Annotated in this window: 21 protein-coding genes and 2 tRNA genes; 10 read left to right on the top strand and 13 right to left on the bottom strand. The window is 63.3% G+C overall.

Annotation, left to right across the window (positions count from 1 at the left end):
* Nucleotides 1-38: 38 nt before the first annotated feature.
* Nucleotides 39-260, top strand: coding sequence for a hypothetical protein (locus Q3C01_RS12310; protein WP_458145584.1), 222 nt, complete (start codon nt 39-41; stop codon nt 258-260).
* A gap of 170 nt (nt 261-430) precedes the next feature.
* On the opposite strand, the gene Q3C01_RS12305 is transcribed toward Q3C01_RS12310, so the two are convergent.
* The 5 genes from Q3C01_RS12305 to Q3C01_RS12285 all read right to left on the bottom strand — a co-directional run bounded on the left by Q3C01_RS12305 (nt 431) and on the right by Q3C01_RS12285 (nt 4,980).
* Nucleotides 431-685 carry a hypothetical protein gene (locus Q3C01_RS12305; protein ID WP_458145583.1) on the bottom strand — a complete coding sequence of 85 codons (255 nt, stop codon included), beginning with the start codon at nt 683-685 and terminating at the stop codon, nt 431-433.
* Between the two features lie 246 nt (nt 686-931).
* On the bottom strand, nt 932-1,246 hold the full coding sequence (locus tag Q3C01_RS12300) for a hypothetical protein (RefSeq protein ID WP_458145582.1): 315 nt from the start codon (nt 1,244-1,246) through the stop codon (nt 932-934).
* Between the two features lie 51 nt (nt 1,247-1,297).
* Nucleotides 1,298-1,861: a hypothetical protein gene (locus tag Q3C01_RS12295; RefSeq protein WP_458145581.1), complete on the bottom strand. Its 564-nt coding sequence runs from the start codon at nt 1,859-1,861 to the stop codon at nt 1,298-1,300.
* Between the two features lie 21 nt (nt 1,862-1,882).
* Nucleotides 1,883-2,374 carry a hypothetical protein gene (locus Q3C01_RS12290; RefSeq protein ID WP_458145580.1) on the bottom strand — a complete coding sequence of 164 codons (492 nt, stop codon included), beginning with the start codon at nt 2,372-2,374 and terminating at the stop codon, nt 1,883-1,885.
* Nucleotides 2,371-4,980, bottom strand: coding sequence for a hypothetical protein (locus tag Q3C01_RS12285; protein WP_458145579.1), 2,610 nt, complete (start codon nt 4,978-4,980; stop codon nt 2,371-2,373). Before Q3C01_RS12285 ends, Q3C01_RS12290 begins: the two co-directional genes overlap by 4 nt.
* Before the next feature lie 14 nt (nt 4,981-4,994).
* Between Q3C01_RS12285 and Q3C01_RS12280 the strand changes: the two genes are divergently transcribed.
* From Q3C01_RS12280 to Q3C01_RS12265, 4 genes are all read left to right on the top strand, one after another.
* Nucleotides 4,995-5,204, top strand: a complete 210-nt coding sequence (locus tag Q3C01_RS12280) for a hypothetical protein (RefSeq protein ID WP_458145578.1) — start codon at nt 4,995-4,997, stop codon at nt 5,202-5,204.
* Between the two features lie 179 nt (nt 5,205-5,383).
* On the top strand, nt 5,384-5,755 hold the full coding sequence (locus Q3C01_RS12275; RefSeq protein WP_458145577.1) for a hypothetical protein: 372 nt from the start codon (nt 5,384-5,386) through the stop codon (nt 5,753-5,755).
* Between the two features lie 19 nt (nt 5,756-5,774).
* A complete protein-coding gene (locus Q3C01_RS12270) occupies nt 5,775-5,966 on the top strand; it encodes a hypothetical protein (RefSeq protein ID WP_458145576.1) in 192 nt (63 codons plus the stop codon).
* Between the two features lie 10 nt (nt 5,967-5,976).
* Entirely contained in the window at nt 5,977-7,107 is a 1,131-nt protein-coding gene (locus tag Q3C01_RS12265; protein WP_458145575.1) for a tyrosine-type recombinase/integrase, read from the top strand.
* 80 nt (nt 7,108-7,187) lie between these two features.
* On the opposite strand, the gene Q3C01_RS12260 is transcribed toward Q3C01_RS12265, so the two are convergent.
* Nucleotides 7,188-7,273: transfer RNA gene (locus tag Q3C01_RS12260), tRNA-Tyr, on the bottom strand.
* Nucleotides 7,274-7,485: 212 nt separating this feature from the next.
* Between Q3C01_RS12260 and rlmB the strand changes: the two genes are divergently transcribed.
* Nucleotides 7,486-8,316: a 23S rRNA (guanosine(2251)-2'-O)-methyltransferase RlmB gene (rlmB, locus tag Q3C01_RS12255; protein WP_458145574.1), complete on the top strand. Its 831-nt coding sequence runs from the start codon at nt 7,486-7,488 to the stop codon at nt 8,314-8,316.
* Nucleotides 8,317-8,389: 73 nt separating this feature from the next.
* On the opposite strand, the gene Q3C01_RS12250 is transcribed toward rlmB, so the two are convergent.
* A complete protein-coding gene (locus Q3C01_RS12250) occupies nt 8,390-8,860 on the bottom strand; it encodes a hypothetical protein (protein WP_458145573.1) in 471 nt (156 codons plus the stop codon).
* 59 nt (nt 8,861-8,919) lie between these two features.
* On the bottom strand, nt 8,920-9,414 hold the full coding sequence (locus Q3C01_RS12245; protein WP_458145572.1) for a hypothetical protein: 495 nt from the start codon (nt 9,412-9,414) through the stop codon (nt 8,920-8,922).
* Between the two features lie 300 nt (nt 9,415-9,714).
* Here Q3C01_RS12245 and Q3C01_RS12240 point away from each other — a divergent pair, with 300 nt between their 5' ends.
* A complete protein-coding gene (locus tag Q3C01_RS12240; RefSeq protein ID WP_458145571.1) occupies nt 9,715-10,188 on the top strand; it encodes a hypothetical protein in 474 nt (157 codons plus the stop codon).
* Between the two features lie 181 nt (nt 10,189-10,369).
* Nucleotides 10,370-10,444, top strand: a tRNA-Thr gene (locus Q3C01_RS12235).
* Between the two features lie 30 nt (nt 10,445-10,474).
* Here the strand turns inward: Q3C01_RS12235 and Q3C01_RS12230 are convergent.
* From Q3C01_RS12230 to Q3C01_RS12220, 3 genes are all read right to left on the bottom strand, one after another.
* A complete protein-coding gene (locus tag Q3C01_RS12230; protein ID WP_458145570.1) occupies nt 10,475-10,648 on the bottom strand; it encodes a hypothetical protein in 174 nt (57 codons plus the stop codon).
* A gap of 314 nt (nt 10,649-10,962) precedes the next feature.
* Nucleotides 10,963-12,801 (bottom strand): outer membrane protein assembly factor BamB family protein, encoded by a 1,839-nt coding sequence (locus Q3C01_RS12225; protein ID WP_458145569.1) that lies wholly within the window; start codon nt 12,799-12,801, stop codon nt 10,963-10,965.
* A gap of 100 nt (nt 12,802-12,901) precedes the next feature.
* Complete coding sequence (locus tag Q3C01_RS12220) at nt 12,902-13,618, bottom strand: class I SAM-dependent methyltransferase (protein WP_458145568.1); 717 nt, start codon at nt 13,616-13,618, stop codon at nt 12,902-12,904.
* Between the two features lie 97 nt (nt 13,619-13,715).
* Between Q3C01_RS12220 and Q3C01_RS12215 the strand changes: the two genes are divergently transcribed.
* Entirely contained in the window at nt 13,716-14,447 is a 732-nt protein-coding gene (locus tag Q3C01_RS12215; RefSeq protein WP_458145567.1) for a dienelactone hydrolase family protein, read from the top strand.
* Nucleotides 14,448-14,461: 14 nt separating this feature from the next.
* On the opposite strand, the gene Q3C01_RS12210 is transcribed toward Q3C01_RS12215, so the two are convergent.
* Complete coding sequence (locus Q3C01_RS12210) at nt 14,462-14,599, bottom strand: hypothetical protein (protein ID WP_458145566.1); 138 nt, start codon at nt 14,597-14,599, stop codon at nt 14,462-14,464.
* A 146-nt stretch (nt 14,600-14,745) separates the two neighbouring features.
* Here Q3C01_RS12210 and Q3C01_RS12205 point away from each other — a divergent pair, with 146 nt between their 5' ends.
* Nucleotides 14,746-14,979 (top strand): hypothetical protein, encoded by a 234-nt coding sequence (locus tag Q3C01_RS12205; RefSeq protein ID WP_458145565.1) that lies wholly within the window; start codon nt 14,746-14,748, stop codon nt 14,977-14,979.
* Nucleotides 14,980-15,178: 199 nt separating this feature from the next.
* Here the strand turns inward: Q3C01_RS12205 and Q3C01_RS12200 are convergent, their stop codons facing one another.
* Complete coding sequence (locus tag Q3C01_RS12200; RefSeq protein ID WP_458145564.1) at nt 15,179-16,876, bottom strand: methyl-accepting chemotaxis protein; 1,698 nt, start codon at nt 16,874-16,876, stop codon at nt 15,179-15,181.
* Nucleotides 16,877-16,892: the final 16 nt, after the last annotated feature.

The raw sequence follows: 16,892 nt of genomic DNA, 5'->3' as shown, positions 1-16,892 counted from the left end.
GGCATGGCTCGGACTTTCTTCTTTCACAGGAGGTCCTCATGGCCAATATATCTGAGTTGAACCGCGAGCGACGGCTACGCAGGCAGCTCGCGAACGCTGGCTACCATCTACGGAAAACGCCGTCGCGTTCGGCACTGCGTAACCATCAGCAAGTTGGCTTTGCAGTGCTGCACGCGGCGACGAATACCCACATCCTCGGTGATCGCTTCTCGGCGACGCTGGAGGATGTCGAGCAGTTTGCAAACAAGCGCGAGCGATAGGTCACTGGCGGCAGAGCGGGAGAAGTGCCCGCCCTGCTTGCGATCTCCCCGATATAGCTTTGCGGTTGGCCAGTTGATCTAGACGGCGAATGGTCCTCCTAACGTGGCGTAAAGTGGACGCGTGCCATAGCCCCCCATGCCGGCCGGCTGCCAGGTCCAAGCCGTGTCTTCTATTTTCGTCTTAGATTCGCGCGATGCTCCGCCTCATCCATGGCGGTTTCAGCGATGCGGTGAGCGGTCATAACCTCTTGTGCGGCATCAAAGGCTTGCTCCAGGCTGGCCTCGAACTTCAGAAGTGCGGCCTCAGCGACAAGAATAGCGGCATGTGAACGCTCCATAGCACGTTTGATGTTTTCGTCCGGGAAGACGTGATCCAGCGGGTTCTCCAACTTAGTCAGCGACCGCTTGTTCATCCGCTTGTTCATTGCTACCTCCACATCGATCGACGCGTCTGCCAACAATGGGCGAAGATAGCCGTTAGAGTTCGAAGATCTTTGGCGGGAACCACGAAACTGGTTGATAAACCGAGGCTCCGGACCCCGATTTGCCGGCGCCTCACAATCAATGATTTCGTTTAGTATTAGAATCTACCGATAGGTGCGCCTCAGGTCGCGATCGGATCATGTGTATTGGCTGCCCTGTTCGCCAATGTAGGTGCCTCGCTGCGGAGACTATGCCCGTTGGCGCCGCGACGCTGCGAGGACCCAGCTGGGAACGCTCTGAGTGGCTGGTCCAGCTTCCGACACGTCCCCGCCAAGGGGCGCTACAATGCTCTGCATCCAATGAAGGAAGCTGGCACTGTCCAGCTCGCTGAGGGTCCGGGCCTTGACCCAAACAGCTGGGCCAGAATCGTCTATCCAGTCGTCAAGATACTCCACTTCGAAATCGTGTTGGATGAGTTCGGCGATCCCGCGATTCACATCATTCGGGTTGAGAAACATCACTTCGGTCAGCATTTTTCTCAGCATGGCCTCGGCCTCCTCCATGAGGTCGATCGTAAAGATCAGCCAGTCCTCGTCCGATCGGATTGTTCGTGCTCAAGCCTTTCCATTGATCTCAGCCGTGGTGACCGACCGGGTTATAATTCTGAAACGGCGCATGGCCATCATTACGGACCGCTCAGCCTCCGCTTCAACTTTCGGGAGCGTGTGCAGTAGGCGCTCGGGCTGGACAAACTCGATGCCGCTCGCATCCGCCGCCTTGGTGGCTAGCACGTCTAAGGCCGCCTGCTTCACCTTCGCGAGCGTGGTCGATTCTGGTACGGCCATCCGGTAGCTTCCATCGACGTAGACGAAAAATCCGAGTTGCACCAGCATTGCAAATTCGGTGCTGCGCTCGCCAAAATCGTCGTCCGGCAAAAGACCAAGCGTTGCGATGTTCCCCCCGTGCGCTAGTTCCCCGAAGATTTCGCGCGCCCTGATTGCGAGATCAGGCACAACGATCGCATGAAGATCCCAGACGCGGTCTGCAAATTCAGGGTCCGCCAGTGCGGCTGACCAGAGGGCCTCAGCTTCTGCCACCTGGATAAGCCAAGCCCCGAAAAAGCGGCAGTTCGCCTCGTCTGTCATTTCTATCAGAACATGTGGATTTGCAGTCGGCATGACGACCTCCGTCGGTCGCCCCTACGGGGCTTTCAGGATCGATGACAGGAAGGCAATCGCCTTAGCCTTCCGATTTGCGTGCCAGGCTTCCCAGCAGCGGGAATGCAGCCAGGCATGGCCGGCCGGGTCGGTGCCGTATGGCAAGACCTTGTCTAAGCTATCCTCGCTGCTGCCACAGGCGACGCAGCGCCCGGGCGAAGATCGGATCGGACTGCGGTTCAGCCATTCGACCACACAGCATTCGAATGCGCGAGCTTCGGCAGACGACCTCGACAGCCCACCATCGAACTCGGCAACACCTGCCCGCTCGTCGAAAAAGACCGACCAGTCTGCAATCGACCAGCTGTCTGGGCCAGGCCGCAGCAGATCCACGATCTCAGCCTTATGCCGGGAAAGCGCATTGATCACCGCGTCGGGCGGCGCCGCGGCTGCGCTCGCGACGAGATCGTCACCGTCGAGTGCAAGCTTAACGCCGGCGGCTCGGGCCACTGTGAGAGCCTCGACCGCAGTCATAGCCGCATCCTCCAGCCCGGCACCATCGTCTCGGGTCCAGATCCGCTCGAGCGATGCCCGCCGTCCTCATCATCACCGACGTTCGCGGGCTGGGCAGTGCTATCGCTCGGCAATGTATCCGCGACGACGGTGCGGTCGCCATCGGCATAGGGACCATAGGGGTCATAGGGGCATTCCGGCGGAGACTCCTCCCTGTGCCCCCCATGGTCCCTATGCCCCCGACGGTCAGCGGACTTCGTCAACGCGTACGTCGCCGCGCCCCATGTGCCGGTGGATGCCTGCCGCGTCAGGACTAAGCCTGCCATGCGAGTTCCCGTCAGCTTGTCGACTTTGGACGCGACGTACTGGCGGCCGCGCCCCTGCGGGTCCAGAGCGTGCCTCACGTCCTCATGCAGTTGGCGGATGGGCACGGGGTTGTCACCGTGCTTGTCCCACCAGATCGCGAACAGGTCGGCGACTTCTTGTCGGCGCGCATCGCGCTGCTTGGCCTCACCAATCCGCTCGACAGGGTCCTGACAGCCCAAGGCCAGCAGCGGATCACGCACCCAGCGACACCACTGCGCAAAGCTTCCGAGCTCCATGCCGGGCTTGATGTTCCTCGCAATCCTTCCCCATCGCCAGATTGTCAGCAGCGCCGCCAGCAGCTCCGCGCGTCGCTGCCTGACCTCGACACGGATGTCGGTCGCGAAAGGCCGCAACTCTGGATCCTCGGTCCGGGCATCAAAACTCACCGTCAAAAACCGGCGGGCCAGGTCCTCGGAAACAGTCAGTCCGTTGCCGGTCAAGATAACAAACGCGGATGCGTTCAACGGCACCATCTGTGACCGGCCGAGCAGCCGCACCCGCGCCGGTCGTTCCGTGATAGCGCTCGCGAGAAGCTCTGATCTGAAAGCTCTGTTGTTGAGGTTGTCGAGAAACAGAGCAGGACTGCCCTCAATCAGCTCGGCGGCGATCCGCTTCTCCAGCTCGTCGGCGTTTGCACCGCCCGTCACAGCGTGCGGCTCGCGCCCGAAGGCAATAATGCACATGCAGCGGGCGAGCAGGCCCTTGCCCGCGCCAGCACCTGACACGGGCGCCGCCCGTAACAACAGGCCCGGGGCGAGATGCAGGCTCGGCCGGCAAACTGCCGTGAGCAATGCGACCAGAAACGAGGACTCGTCTCTTGCCGGAGCCTTGGATGTATCGACGGTGGCGACGCCGCCGGCGACGCAATCGATAATCGCGGCATCGGCGAAGCAGAAGGTCTTGAACGTATCGCGGATCGACCGAAGCGCAGCAGCCGCCTCAGCCATGCTCGGACTCGCAGGAACCAGGCCGGTGAGATCGGGCATGTTTTCGCACCACATCCCCGTCGTGCAGTCATACCCCTCGGTGCTATTGATCGTGCCGTCGTCCTGCAGCTGCGGCGCCGATGCGATGCCATTTAGCGGTGGCAGTTGCCACTCGCCACGCCAATCAAGATACATGACCGCCAGCGGCCGCGGCAGACGAACATCCACCTCGTCAACCGTGCCGTCCCGACGCACTTTTAAGGCGTACGGCCGACAGATCGTGTGTGCCATCAGCACAAGGACATCGGGCGTCATGCTCTGCGCGACCGTGCCCCGCTGTATCTGGTCGAAGGCAAGGCGGACCGGAACGCCGCGGTCATATAGACCGCCGGCATTTGCAAGCATGTCGCGCAGTGCGGCGACGGTTCGATCAGGACTGTGATTCTCTACCAGGAGCCGAGGCTTTTCGAGCAGCTCGGCGCCGTCGACCACCGCAGCGCTTGTCGTTGGACCGCTCGGCCCCCACAGCGGCGCCTCCTTCGCCTCCTTCGCCAGCCTTCCGCCAGCGGCGGCGTCGGCGATGAAATCCGAAACATCGGATCCGTCGTGCCGCTCTGGATACAGATCGAGGATCCGCACCGAAGCGGCGACGGCATGGATCGCTTTGGCGACCTTTTGCGCGTGGGCGCGGCCGGGTCGATCGGCGTCGGGAAGGATTACGACGTCCCGGTCGGCGAAGTACTGCGTCAGTTCGGGATCCCATTTGGCGGCGGCGCCCTCGGATGCCGTCGTGGCCACGAAGTCGATCTTCGCGAGGGTATCGGCGTCTTTCTCGCCCTCGCAGAAGTAGATCGTGGCTGTAACTGGAGAAGCGAGGAGCTGCGGCAGTCGATACGGAATTTTCGGACCATCGGGCTTGCCCTTGACCCACTCGTTACCGTCCCAGTGATATTGCGGGAATTCCTTTTTGCCGGTCTCATCCCGGCATTTGCGGACCTTGAGAAAGGGCTCGCCGTTTTGGTCGCGATAGATGTATTCATCGAGGACGCTCCACGCCCGCTTGCCGCCGCCGGTCTTCTTCTGCTGTCGCTGCGACCCCTTCTCGGGCTCCGGCAGCCCCAGCTTGTTGCGGACGTAGTCGCGACAATCTTTCCAGTCGTCGCCTGCGAAGCTGTGGGTCACGAAGCCTTCGCGATCCGCTGGGTCGGGTTTCACCGAGAGGCTACGATCACCGGCACTATGTCCAGGACCTGGGCAAAGCACCTCAGCGCCTTGCACGTCGCCGCCCAGCAGCTCGGCGATCTTCGCGATTGGCGGTACAGCGGCGGTCAGCATGAACGTCTCCGCCGATGCGGCGGCACCACCGGCTGATGGCGCTGCCATGGCGTAAACCGCTCGCGACGGGCGTCGCTCACGCGCCAGCCGCGACCGGGCGGTGGCTGGATGAAAACACCCTCGTCGACATGATCGCGGGTTGCCCGCATCTCGATAAACCACAGGATGGTTTGTTTGCGGCTCATGATTTTGCAGAGGCAGAACCAGGCTTTTCGGCGTGGTGATCGGCGTAGAAATGTAACCGTTGCCGCACCCTCTCACCAAGCCTGACCGGTGCCAGATTGAACATTCCGTTCTCCTAGCTCATGGGCCCGTTTCCTGGCCCACCATCTTCCAAAAATACCATTTTGTAAACAACTAATATAAGCGTATACATCCATCAATAACCGTGGGGCCAATGCACATGGCGAAGAACAAAGAACCGAAGCGGCGAAGGCCTCCGAAGGGAGGCTACAAACCCGAGCGTCCGGTGGTGTCGGTGCGCTTTGAGAAAATTATTTTTGCTAGTCTCAAAGCGGAGGCCGACGCGCGTGGCGTCACCATCTCGGACGTGATTCACCAGCACATGGAGTCCATATGGAGGCCATTGTTCGACGGAAGCCACCGAGACGCCGCGTGGAAGCAACTCACGGACCAGAGCAGGCGAAATGTTGAGGCAGGCCTTAGAGAGCTGGGCTACACGCGTATTGTCGGACCTGGGGGAACATTGTGGGCTGAGCCTGGCGCGAATATTCCTGCCAGCATTGTCAAAACGATTCAGGAGCCCAACAAGTAGACGGAGCCTGGGTTATCCCATGAAAACGACGGCCCGCTTCACCCTTGCCGACATTTCCCGCGCCACTCGCGCGGCGAAAGAGCAAGGTGCTGCGGCTGTTGACATCCTGCGTGACGGCACGATCCGCATCCGCATGAGCCTTACTGGCGCCGATGAGATCGAAGACAAGCCCGAAACCAAGACGCCGAAAATTCGTGATTTTAAGCTGTGACGAGAGCGATATGCCGAAACCACGCCTTCCCTTCCTTCACCGCCATCGAACCAGGCATGGCAAGACCGTCTACTACGTCAAGCTGACGAAGCGACAGAAAGGCAGAGGCATTCGCATTCGCGATCCGCTCTATCGGTCCGAACGGTTCATGGCGGAGTACCACGCCGCTGTACGCGGCGCGCCGGTCGTGCCAGTGCCGATCATCGGCAAAGATGGCAAGGGCAGCTTGGGTTGGCTGATCAAGCAGTATCGTCATTCGCGCGATTGGTGCGAGCTCCTGTCGACGGGAACGCACAAACAGCGCGGTCCGATCTTGCGGAAAGAAGAGACCGAGAACGGCGACATCCCATATGCCGCGGTCACCCGCGCCAAGATCGAGGATGCCATGATGGCGCGCACCGAGAACCAAGCGCGCCATTTTTTCGATACCATGCGCGGCTTGTTCAAATGGGCCGTCGAAAACGAACATCACGACCGCAACCCGACCGACGGCATCAAGGTCAAGAAGGACAGTGGCGACGGTCACCTGGCGTGGCCGATCGAACTGATCGAGAAGTATGAGGAGCGTTGGCCGGTCGGCACCAAGGAGCGGCTGGTGTTCGACGTCTATCTCTACGTCGGCGTGCGCCGTGGCGATGCTGCGCGGCTCGGCAAGCAGCACATCCGTCGCGGTATCATTCACCTGATGACCGAGAAGAGCCAGGGCAGGATGCCGATCTACGTGCCGGTGCATCCGGCGCTGGTAGCCTCGATCAACGGCTGCCCTTCATCAGGGCTCGCCATCATCGCGAAGAACGATGGCACCAACTATACCAAGGAAGCCTTGGGCAATTTCTTCCGCGAGGCCATCGAGGCCGCAGGCATCCCGGTCTCCAAAAAGGGATCGAAGGAAAAGGGCTACTCCGGTCACGGCCTGCGCAAGGCATCGGCGACCATCGCCGCCGAGAGCGGAGCCACCGAGGCGGAGCTCAATGCCATGTTCGGCTGGAGCGGCCATCAGATGGCGCAGCTTTACACTAAAAAGGCCGACCGCAAGCGGCTTGCCGCGCGCGCCATGGACAAGTGGACCAGGCCCTCACCCGAGGACGCCGTGGAGGAAGCCGAGCTCACCCATCTGATGCTCGAAAAAGAACGCGCATAGAACATCGGTGGTTACCACCTCTTGGGAGGTGGTAATTTCAGGCCGAAGATCAGAACAATATCAACGGCAGAAAGCCGGGATGGTGGGGGAGGCAGGACTCGAACCTGCGAAGCCATGAGGCGGCTGATTTACAGTCAGCTCCCTTTGCCACTCGGGACACTCCCCCGCTCGACGGCAGCACAATCGGACCGGACCTTGCCGGCGGACCGAAACGGCCATGGAGACGTGAAGACCGCGACTGCCCGAAGGGACACGGGGCGCGGCCGGGCGCGTTTATGGGCGAAGCAGCGGGGCAAAGTCAACCGAGCTAAGCAGCTAAAATCGCCTCTTTGGACACCCAAATTGCCATCTTTCGGAACCCGTGACACAACCGAGCCCATGAACGATCGCAAATTTGCCCAGAGAACCCGGCGCGGCGGGGCTAAGCCCTTCAACAAAGGGGCAAAATCCGCGTCCCGGCCGGCCTGGCGCGACCGTGATTCGCACTCCGACGGACCGGTCATCCTCTATGGCTGGCACACAGTTACAATGGCGCTCCAAAACCCGGAACGGCGGATCCGCAAGCTCACGCTGACCGAGAACGCGGCCCGCCGCCTCGCCGAGGAGAATATCGAGACCCGCATCGCCCCCGAGATCGTCCGCCCTCAGGAGATCGACCGGCTGCTGTCGCCGGACGCCGTGCACCAAGGCCTGCTGGCGGAGGCCGATCCCCTGCCCTCGCCTGACATCGAGACCCTGGAACAGGAAGGCATGGTGCTGGTGCTCGACCAGATCACCGACCCTCACAATGTCGGTGCGATCCTGCGCTCCGCTGCCGCCTTCGCCGTGAAGGCGATCGTCACCACCGCGCGCCACAGCCCCGAGGCGACTGGCGTGCTGGCGAAAGCCGCTTCCGGCGCGCTCGAGCTCGTGCCGATCGTGACCGTGCAAAACCTCGCCCGCGCGCTGACCGCGCTCAATGAGCGCGGCTTCCAGACCGTCGGCCTCGACAGCCAGGGCAGCGAGGATCTCTCCGAGGTCGCTTTGCGCGAGCCGCTTGCGCTGGTGCTCGGCGCCGAAGGCAAGGGCCTGCGGCAATTGACGCGCGAGACCTGCAGCGTGGTGGCAAGGCTCGACATGCCCGGCGAGATCAAGAGCCTCAATGTCTCCAACGCCGCCGTGCTCTCGCTCTATGTCGGCGCGAGCCGGCTCGGGCTCATGAAGCGCTGAATTCAAGACAAGCAAAACGCCCGTCCGCGTGATGCGAACGGGCGTTTCGTGATTCAACTCAACCGATCAGGGATCAGTAATAGCGGCGCAGCACGCGCTGGCCGTGGTAATGGTACGGCGCGTAACGATAGCCATAGCGCGGGCCGTAGCCATAGTGCACGCGCGGCAGATAGCCGTAGCGCGGACCGTAGCCGTAGCGATACGGACGGTAATACGGCCGGTGGTGATAGTAGCCGGGCGCTGCGACGGCCGCGCCATAACCGTAAGACCGTGGGCCGTAGTTCACGACAGCGTCTTCCCGATAGGTCGGATACGGCGCGAACGCGCCGGGGCCGGTGTAGGTCGGGCCCTGGTTGACGTAGTAATATTGCGTGCTCGGTTCGACGAGGCGATCAAAGCCCCAGCCGCCGCAGCCCGTATTGCAGCCCGAATACACCGGCGCAACCGGCGCCGCACAGGGGCTCCAGCCGCAGGCCATGGCGGGCGCCGTCCCCACCACCATCACGGCTGCTGCCGCGACCAATCCTGAAATCATCTGACGCATTACTCTCTCCTGTAGATTTCCGTTTGTTGGATTTTGCTTCGGATTTGATCTGCCTGGACTTACCTGTGCAGCTCATGATTGCCGGGCACCTCCGCGTGAGGCGACGGGCGGACACGGCGATGCGGATCGACGTCGACCTGCGGAGCAAGGATCACCGGCGGCGGATCGGCCGGCACATCCACCTGCGGCGGCAGCGGCGCCGATTGCACGCCCCAGCTCCGGTAGTAGCTTTCCGCTGGTTGCGGCACCTTGCGGTTCGCCGGCGGCTCGACCTCGAGGCGGCCATAGCCGGGCCGCAAGCCCATGCTTGGATAATAATGGCCAACATCGCTCGGCTGTCGCTCGCCGATGTAGCGCCCGCCATAGATCGTGGGCTGCACCTGCACGTTCTTCGCCAGACCCCATTCGCCTTCGACGACGGCGTAGGAGGCATCGATGCCGTTGATGATGACGGGCACGCCGGGACGGCCTGGAATCACGATGTCGAAGCCGTCACCGGCAAGCGCCGTCGAGGGCAGTCCGACAAAAAACGCAAGGAGCGCGACAGCGCGCATGAAAAGGTCCCGGGTTAATCGGCCGAGAACCTATCCGATCACCACGGTCAGAGTGTTAAGGTCGGCTGCTGAAATTCCGGTAAGCCTAACGCGTAAGGATCGACGGGCGCTCAAATGCGCTCGCCGGCGCTATCGAAGCGTTAACGGCCCGTTCGCGTGACGCCACTGCCACGCAGTTGCGTGGCGGCAAGCGAACATCCTGCACGTGTTCACGTCGATGTGACCCCGCGTGCGACAAAACGGGGAACTGCGGCCGGACGTCGCACTTACCCAAGGTCTCAACCACATGGAGCAGATGCCATGACGAGCCCCAAACTTCTTGGCGCGGCAGCACTTCTCGTGTCCGCGCTGGCGACACCTGCCTTCGCTCAAACCATGACCGACAACCCCCGCTGCACGGGTCTCTTCCAGGATCCCGGCTGCCAGTACATGACACCCGGCACCGCCGCCGACCGGCGCTATCGTCACCGCCACACCGCCTATCGGCAGGCGAACCCGAATGATCAGACCGGCTTCTGGCCGGCCGATGCGGCAGGCGCTGCCGCCGGCGCCGCCGTCGGCACTGCGGCCGCCGTGACGGGTGCTGCCGTTGGCACCGCGGGCGCTATCGCAACAGCGCCGTTCGGAGGCTGGAACAATTCCTACGCCTCTTATGACCAAGGCGGTCCCGCCTGGCACGGCGACTGGAACACCTATGCCGCCCGCAACGGCATCGTTTGCAGGCCCGGCACATGGTTCAAGGGCGACGACGGCCGCCAGCATATCTGTCAGTAGGACGTTCGCCTTCAAGCTGAATGGTTCAGGCGGCCCTCGGGCCGCCTGTTTTTGCGTGAGCGGCCCCCGGGTCAGCGCGCCTGCGGCTTCTGGCACTTTTCAAACAAGTCTGGTATTGCGACCGCACCCAAGCGGACCCGCCGGCGCCATGTCGGTGGTTGCTCTGTGTTTCCTGAAAGTGGCCGGCTTAGCTCAGCGGTAGAGCAGCGGTTTTGTAAACCGAAGGTCGGGGGTTCAATCCCCTCAGCCGGCACCATCTTCCTGGCCGAATACTAACCTTCTCGCCTCATCCATCCGCCTTGACTGCGTCGGCGGCGCGATCGCGCAGCAGGGCGGCTTCGAGATCGATCACGATGTGGTGCAGCAGTCGCGCGGCGAGCGGGTCCGTCACCTCCTGCGCCAAAATCCTGTAGCGGGCGATCTCGCTCTCACGCTCGTCGAAACCTGCATCTGTGACCATCGCTGCACCCTCCAGCAGAACTGACGCAAAGGGCCCGCAGATCGTTTCGCTAAAATTTTCCGATCATTTTTCATGGTTCACAGCTCGTAAATAATGTCGACTGGCGTTCGTCCCGCAGCAGGACAGTCCGGAGACGAGCACAAAAAAAACGGCCTCAGCATCTGGGGGCCCTGGTGGAGGCTTAATGCTGAGGCCGCACGTCCGCGCCGGTGTTGAAGCGGCACTCCGGCAAGCTGCTCCGCTTCGCGGGTTCCCGCACTTGCTTATGTGAATCCAGCTGCGCCCCGCTCACGCGCCGCGGGGCCTCCCCAACTTCACTTCCCCACCTCGAACGCCAGCAGCACGTTGCCGGCGGCGCCGCTCCATTGGCCGTAGCCGGAGTTGGTGTAGAGCATGCCGTCGACGATCACCGGGCCCGGGCCGTCGATCGCACCGCCTGACGCCGCAACGCCGTTGACGGCCTTGTAGTCGCGCGAGGTGTCGAACTCCCAAAGCAGTTTTGCATTCGCGGTCGCATAGGCGCGCAAGTAGCCGCTGACGCCGCCGGAGAACACGACGCCGGGAATGATGCTGATCGCGGCCGACAGCGCCGGGCTGCATTGCGGGCGCTCGCCGCAGGGCACCGGCGCCACCTCCATCGAGACCTTGCCACTCGCAAGATCGAGCGCGAACAGCCCGCCACCTTGCGTGGAGTCGAGCCGCCGCGTGCCGTCGCGCAGGAAGCGCACATCGGAGATCGCGACATAGATGCGGTCCTGGTCTGCGGCCGAGCCCCATTCGGTGCCGCCGAGCGGACCGCCCTTCCCGATCCGCGTCTGCCAGAGAATCTTGCCCTCGCTATCTGGATCGAGTGCGTGCACGACGCCGGACTTTTGGCCGATGACGAGGACGCGCTTGCCGTCGCGCAGCTTCACCAGGATCGGCGACTGGCCGAAATCATGGTCCGGCCCGTGTTCGTCAGGACAGTTGGTCTGATCGGCGGTGAAGCAGGCCACGACGAAGGCATCCTTCGGCGACGCCTGCTGCTTCCAGAGCAGCCGTCCACTCGCAAGCTCAAACGCAAGCACCGCATCGCTGGTCGCTGCCGGCGGGTTCGAATAGGAATTGCTGGTTGCGACATAGATCGCTTTCCGCTCGATGTCGATCGTCGGCGCTGACCAGATGGCGGCGCCGGACGGACCATAGAGCTGCGTGCCGCGCGCATTCCTCGTCGTCGGATGCGGCACCTCGGGGATCGTGTAGGCCTTCCAGATCAGCTTGCCCGTCGCAGCCTCCAGCGCGACGAGGCTGCCGCGGAACGTGCAGCATTCGTAATTCGCCTGCGATCCCGCCACCTCCTCGAGCGAAGAAACCGGCACGTAAAGCACGCCGGAATAAAGCACCGGAGAGCCGGTGATCCGGGCGGCCGGATGCTCTTCAACATTCACTTTCCAGATCAGCGCGCCGGTCAGCGCATTGACGGCATAGGCGCTGGCGCGGCCATCGCCGAAGAATATCGCGAACTGATCCGTGCCCGGGACCTGCCCGAAGCTGATCGCCGCGCGGACCGCGAGGTCGGGTGCAAAGGTCCACACCGTGCAGCCGCTCTTCGCATCGAGTGCACGCACCTTGCGATCGGCGCCGCCGACGAACAACAGCCCGCCGGCGATCGTCGGCTGCGCAAAGGCGAGCGACGCGCCGGGAAATGCATACGCCCATTTCAGCGTCAGATGCGGCACCTGCTCGGCCGTCAGCCCGGCCATCCCGTCCGGCTGGAAGCGGCTGTTGTTGAGATCGGCGCCCCAGCCATTCCAGCGCGGCCCGTCGATGCTTCGCGGAAAGGCGGTGATGGCTTGCGTGCAACGGCCGGACGCGTCGGCCGCTGCAACCCCGCCGCTCGCGGCCACCTTGCCGGTGACGAAGGATGCGATGGCCCTGCGCTCGTCATCGCTGCGCCCCTGCGCCATCGCGGCCATGCTGCCGGTAGAAAGCGCGGCCAGCACGTGCTCGAATGACATCGCCTGCATCGCGCTGCGAGGCGGCACCCGGCTCTGCGCGTCGCTGCTGTCGTGGCACTGCGCGCAATGTGTTGCGTAGAGCGTGGCGCCATCCTGCGCGATGGCAGGAGCGCCGCAGGAGATCAGCAACAAGGCCACGATCGCGTTCAGCTTCATCGTTCCCCCCGGCAAGAGCAGCGAAGCGAAATCCCGTCACGCAAGACAATTGTAGTGCGAAGACGTCGAAGAGCGCAACCGACGTCGTCGGCGTGATCAGTCACACAGCCTTCGCAATGTCTCCTGTCTCACCGGAGAGATCGGCGAGCCGCCACAGCCCGAGGCTCTTGTCCCGCCAGCCGCCTCCGCCCTCCTCGCAACGCTCGTTGATCAGCTCCAGCGGCGCCGGCCAGCCGAACGGCGCCCGCTCGAGATTCAATGCGCGCCAGTCGCCATCCTCGCAATCGAGGTTGTCCTGCCATTCCGCAAACGTGGTGGCGAGGAGGAAACGCGCGCCGCTGGCGCGGAAACGCCCCAGGGCGCGGGAGATGTTCTGAAAGCTCAGATGCACCAGGCAATCCCGGCACAGGATGACATCGGCCCGAGGCAGGTCATCGCGCGTAATGTCGGCGCTGATGAAACGGCCCGGGAGCTCGCCCTGCGCGACCCGCCGGCGGTTGCCTTCTATCAGCGACGGCACGATATCGACGCCGATATAGTCGACATCGAGTCCGCATCCGCCGATCCAGCCCGCATCCCCGCAGGGCGCATCGAGCAGCGAACGCACGCCGAGCCGTCGGAGCAGAGGCGGCAGCGCTACCTTGATCGCGGAGGTGGCCGGGTCTTCGGAGCCGAGCCCCGACGCCGAGGTCGAAGCGCCCCACAGATTGGTACGAACGATGCGCTCGAACCGTTCGGCGAGATCGAGACCGGCAAAGTTCTCGCGGTCGGCGACGAAGCGCTGGTGGGCGAGCACGGGCGGACGATCTGGGATCATCGGACAGGGCCTCGAGACAACTGCACGGTCAAATTTCGGTCGCAGGCGCACTATACAGGCGACGCTCCCCGATCGGAATCCTGAAGAGAGCTGAGCGATGATCACACGACGAACCGCGCTCGCAGGTCTGGCCCTGCTCACGCTATCACCTGCCGCGCGCGCCGAGCCCGGTCATGACGCCGTGACGCGTCACGCCGCGGACGCATCCGGAAAACGCCCCGCCGTGATCCTGCTGCACGGCTCGCGCGGAATCGAGATCAAGCCGCTCGCCTATCAGCGATATGCGGACGCGCTGTCGACCAAAGGCATCGATGCCTATCTTCTCCGCTACATGACCGAGACCGACATTGCGGCGCTGCATTCGAAGACCAGCACGAAGGAAAGCCGCGAGGCCTATGACACGACGCGGTTCGATGGCTGGTCCGACACGGTCTCCGCGACCGTGACGAGCATCCTGGGCCGGCCAGACAGTTCGGGGCGTGTCGGCCTCTTGGGCTTTTCGCTCGGCGGCTTCATCGCCGCCAACACCGCCGCACGCGATGCCCGCATCGCCGCGCTCGCGGTGCTCTATGGCGGCATGCCCGATGCGATGGCCGGCAAGGTCAAGCACCTGCCGCCGATGATCGAGCTACATGGCGAGGCGGACCAGAACGTTTCGATCGCGAACGGAAAGAGGCTGATCGCACTTGCGAAGTCCGTCGGTGCGGAGGCGGAGTTCGTGCCCTATCCCGGCAAGCCGCACGCCTTTGACTTCTCCGACACCGATCCGATGACGACGGATGCGATCGACCGCGTCAGCCGGTTCTTCCAGGCACGGCTCGCCAGCTAGACGATACAGCGCCCTCAAGCCGGCTTCTGCCACTCCATGATGTGGAAATACGGTACGCGGCGACGCAACGCGTTCCTTTCAGGATCCCCGCCGACAGGAGCGGGCTCGACGAACAGGCGTAGTGTCAGCCCGTGATCGAGCAGCAGCGTCATAGGTGCTCAGCGGACGGTACCAGTTCTGAATGCGGATGCCGCGCCAGGGGACCCAGACCGCGCGCTCGTCTGCGGCGCGCCTCCATTGCAAATGCTTGAACCTCCACCCGTAATCAAGCGACTTAATGGACCAAGGCGTCTACGCGATGGACAAATCAGTGGCCTACCGGGCGATCACCGATCAAGAGTTCGAGCAAGTCCTCACTTTGCGGGATTCTTACCGCATTATGGAGCGCTTCCTGTCCGATTATTTGGCCCGAGGCGACGCGCCAGTGTCAGAATTCCTGCATGCGTATGCGGGAGAAACGATAGGCGGGCAGACGACGGACCCTGCGGCGCTATCTGACTATCTCGCCTCCGCGCGCAGCGTATTATGCTGATGCGCGATCACGCCAAGAGCGGAACGACGCCAATCCCATGCGCCCATATTCCAACCAGGAGAGAGCCAAGATCACCGCCGGTGCGATCGCGGCCGTCGTCGCGACTGGCATGCTGTTCGCGGTCGCGTTGGCTTTGCTGATCGGGACATAAGGTCTGCGGCGCCGGCGGCACAAGGCCGCCGGGTCACACCCCCCACACCTAACCGGCGCGCACCGTCGACAGGAATTTGCCGACTTCGAGCTTCAGCCGGTTGCTGTCGGTCGCCAGCATCTTCGCGGTCGAGAGCACCTGCGAGGAGGCCGAGCCGGTTTCGGCGGCGCCGCGCTGCACGTCGCCGATGTTCGAGGACACTTGCTGGGTACCGTGGGCGGCCTGCTGAACGTTGCGCGCGATCTCCTGCGTCGCGGCGCCCTGCTCTTCCACCGCCGCGGCAATCGTCGAGGACACTTCCGACAGCCGCTCGATGGTCGCCGAGATCTCGCGGATCGCCGTGACCGAGTCCTGGGTGGCGGTCTGGATGCCGGAAATCTGCTGGCTGATCTCGCCGGTCGCCTTCGCAGTCTGCTCGGCCAGCGACTTGACCTCGGAGGCGACGACCGCAAAGCCGCGGCCGGCCTCGCCCGCGCGCGCTGCCTCGATGGTGGCGTTCAGCGCAAGCAGATTGGTCTGGCCCGCAATCGTGTTGATCAGCTCGACGACGTCGCCGATCCGCGTCGCCGCAGTCGAGAGCTGACTGACCCGCTCGGTCGTCGAGCGTGCCTGGCCCACCGCATCGATCGCCATCCGCGCGGATTCCTGCACCTGGCGGCTGATCTCGTTGACCGAGGACGACAGCTCCTCGGTCGCGGTGGCGACCGACTGGACGTTGCCGGTGGCTTCACCCGAGGCCGCCACGACGACCGACGTCAGCTGCTGCGCACGCTGCGCCGTGTTCGCCAGCGTCGAGGAGGACGCTTCGAGCTCGGTGGAGGCGGAGCCGACGGTGTCGATGATCTCGCCGACCGCGCGCTCGAAACCATCCGCAAGATTGACCATGTCCTGTCGACGTTGCGCGGTAGCCTGCCGCTCGACTTCCTCCTGCGCCTTCTTGAGCCGCTCGACCTCGACCGCGTTGGTCTTGAAGATCTCGACCGTCTTCGCCATCTCACCGATCTCGTCGCGACGGTCCTTCTCGGGCACTTCGGCGGTGAGATCGTTCCTCGCCAACCCCTCCATCGCGAGCTTGAGGCGGGCGATCGGCTGCGACATCGCCTTGAGGCCGATGAAGAGTGCAATCATGACGCCGAGCAGCAGGCCGCCCGCGCTGACACCGATCACGGTGCGGATCGAGGCGCTGGCCTCCGCGCCGAGTCCCTGCCTGCGCTTGGCAACCTGTTCGGCCGTCTGTGCGGCGAAGTTGGCGATATCGGAGAGCGCGGCATCCATGACCGGATCGCACTCCTTGTGGGCGCGGTCCGCCGCCTTCGCATTCTCCTCCGTGGTGCTCGCCTTGGCGCCGGCTTCGAGCACCGGATCGCAAGCGGCAAACACGCCCTTCAGCTTGTCGCCGATGGCGCGGATTTCGCCGGCACGGCCCGCATCCTCCTTGATCGCGGCTGCGAGGAAGCCGGCGATCTGATCGCGGTTCTCGCTCGCGGTCCTCAGGCGTCTGGCGTTGCCTTCCTCGGTGGTCTCGGTCAGCGTGGCATAGAGCGCGGCATGATAGGTTTCCGCCCGTCGCTGCGCGCGGGTCAGGCCCAGCGCCGCCGCTTCGGCTTCCGTCAACTCCGAAAAACGATCGACCGTCGAAGAGAGCTGCACGGCGCTGAACGCGGCCACCCCGAGGAGTGCACAGCCAAGCACCGCAACGATCAGGCCGACTTTCAAGACAATCTTCAGATCATTCAAAAGGCGCATCACAATTCATCCGATT

It is taken from the genome of Bradyrhizobium sp. UFLA05-109 (assembly GCF_054185165.1).
The sequence above is the reverse complement of the archived record's forward strand: the minus strand, read 5'-3'. Positions and strand labels throughout refer to the sequence as shown.

Coding starts and splice junctions, on each gene's coding strand:
- Q3C01_RS12310 (WP_458145584.1), top strand. CDS start 39: ATGGCCAATATATCTGAGTTGAACCGCGAGCGACGGCTACGCAGGCAG.
- Q3C01_RS12305 (WP_458145583.1), bottom strand. CDS start 685: ATGAACAAGCGGATGAACAAGCGGTCGCTGACTAAGTTGGAGAACCCG.
- Q3C01_RS12300 (WP_458145582.1), bottom strand. CDS start 1,246: ATGGAGGAGGCCGAGGCCATGCTGAGAAAAATGCTGACCGAAGTGATG.
- Q3C01_RS12295 (WP_458145581.1), bottom strand. CDS start 1,861: ATGCCGACTGCAAATCCACATGTTCTGATAGAAATGACAGACGAGGCG.
- Q3C01_RS12290 (WP_458145580.1), bottom strand. CDS start 2,374: ATGACTGCGGTCGAGGCTCTCACAGTGGCCCGAGCCGCCGGCGTTAAG.
- Q3C01_RS12285 (WP_458145579.1), bottom strand. CDS start 4,980: ATGCTGACCGCCGCTGTACCGCCAATCGCGAAGATCGCCGAGCTGCTG.
- Q3C01_RS12280 (WP_458145578.1), top strand. CDS start 4,995: ATGCGGCGGCACCACCGGCTGATGGCGCTGCCATGGCGTAAACCGCTC.
- Q3C01_RS12275 (WP_458145577.1), top strand. CDS start 5,384: ATGGCGAAGAACAAAGAACCGAAGCGGCGAAGGCCTCCGAAGGGAGGC.
- Q3C01_RS12270 (WP_458145576.1), top strand. CDS start 5,775: ATGAAAACGACGGCCCGCTTCACCCTTGCCGACATTTCCCGCGCCACT.
- Q3C01_RS12265 (WP_458145575.1), top strand. CDS start 5,977: ATGCCGAAACCACGCCTTCCCTTCCTTCACCGCCATCGAACCAGGCAT.
- rlmB (WP_458145574.1), top strand. CDS start 7,486: ATGAACGATCGCAAATTTGCCCAGAGAACCCGGCGCGGCGGGGCTAAG.
- Q3C01_RS12250 (WP_458145573.1), bottom strand. CDS start 8,860: ATGCGTCAGATGATTTCAGGATTGGTCGCGGCAGCAGCCGTGATGGTG.
- Q3C01_RS12245 (WP_458145572.1), bottom strand. CDS start 9,414: ATGCGCGCTGTCGCGCTCCTTGCGTTTTTTGTCGGACTGCCCTCGACG.
- Q3C01_RS12240 (WP_458145571.1), top strand. CDS start 9,715: ATGACGAGCCCCAAACTTCTTGGCGCGGCAGCACTTCTCGTGTCCGCG.
- Q3C01_RS12230 (WP_458145570.1), bottom strand. CDS start 10,648: ATGGTCACAGATGCAGGTTTCGACGAGCGTGAGAGCGAGATCGCCCGC.
- Q3C01_RS12225 (WP_458145569.1), bottom strand. CDS start 12,801: ATGAAGCTGAACGCGATCGTGGCCTTGTTGCTGATCTCCTGCGGCGCT.
- Q3C01_RS12220 (WP_458145568.1), bottom strand. CDS start 13,618: ATGATCCCAGATCGTCCGCCCGTGCTCGCCCACCAGCGCTTCGTCGCC.
- Q3C01_RS12215 (WP_458145567.1), top strand. CDS start 13,716: ATGATCACACGACGAACCGCGCTCGCAGGTCTGGCCCTGCTCACGCTA.
- Q3C01_RS12210 (WP_458145566.1), bottom strand. CDS start 14,599: ATGACGCTGCTGCTCGATCACGGGCTGACACTACGCCTGTTCGTCGAG.
- Q3C01_RS12205 (WP_458145565.1), top strand. CDS start 14,746: ATGGACAAATCAGTGGCCTACCGGGCGATCACCGATCAAGAGTTCGAG.
- Q3C01_RS12200 (WP_458145564.1), bottom strand. CDS start 16,876: ATGCGCCTTTTGAATGATCTGAAGATTGTCTTGAAAGTCGGCCTGATC.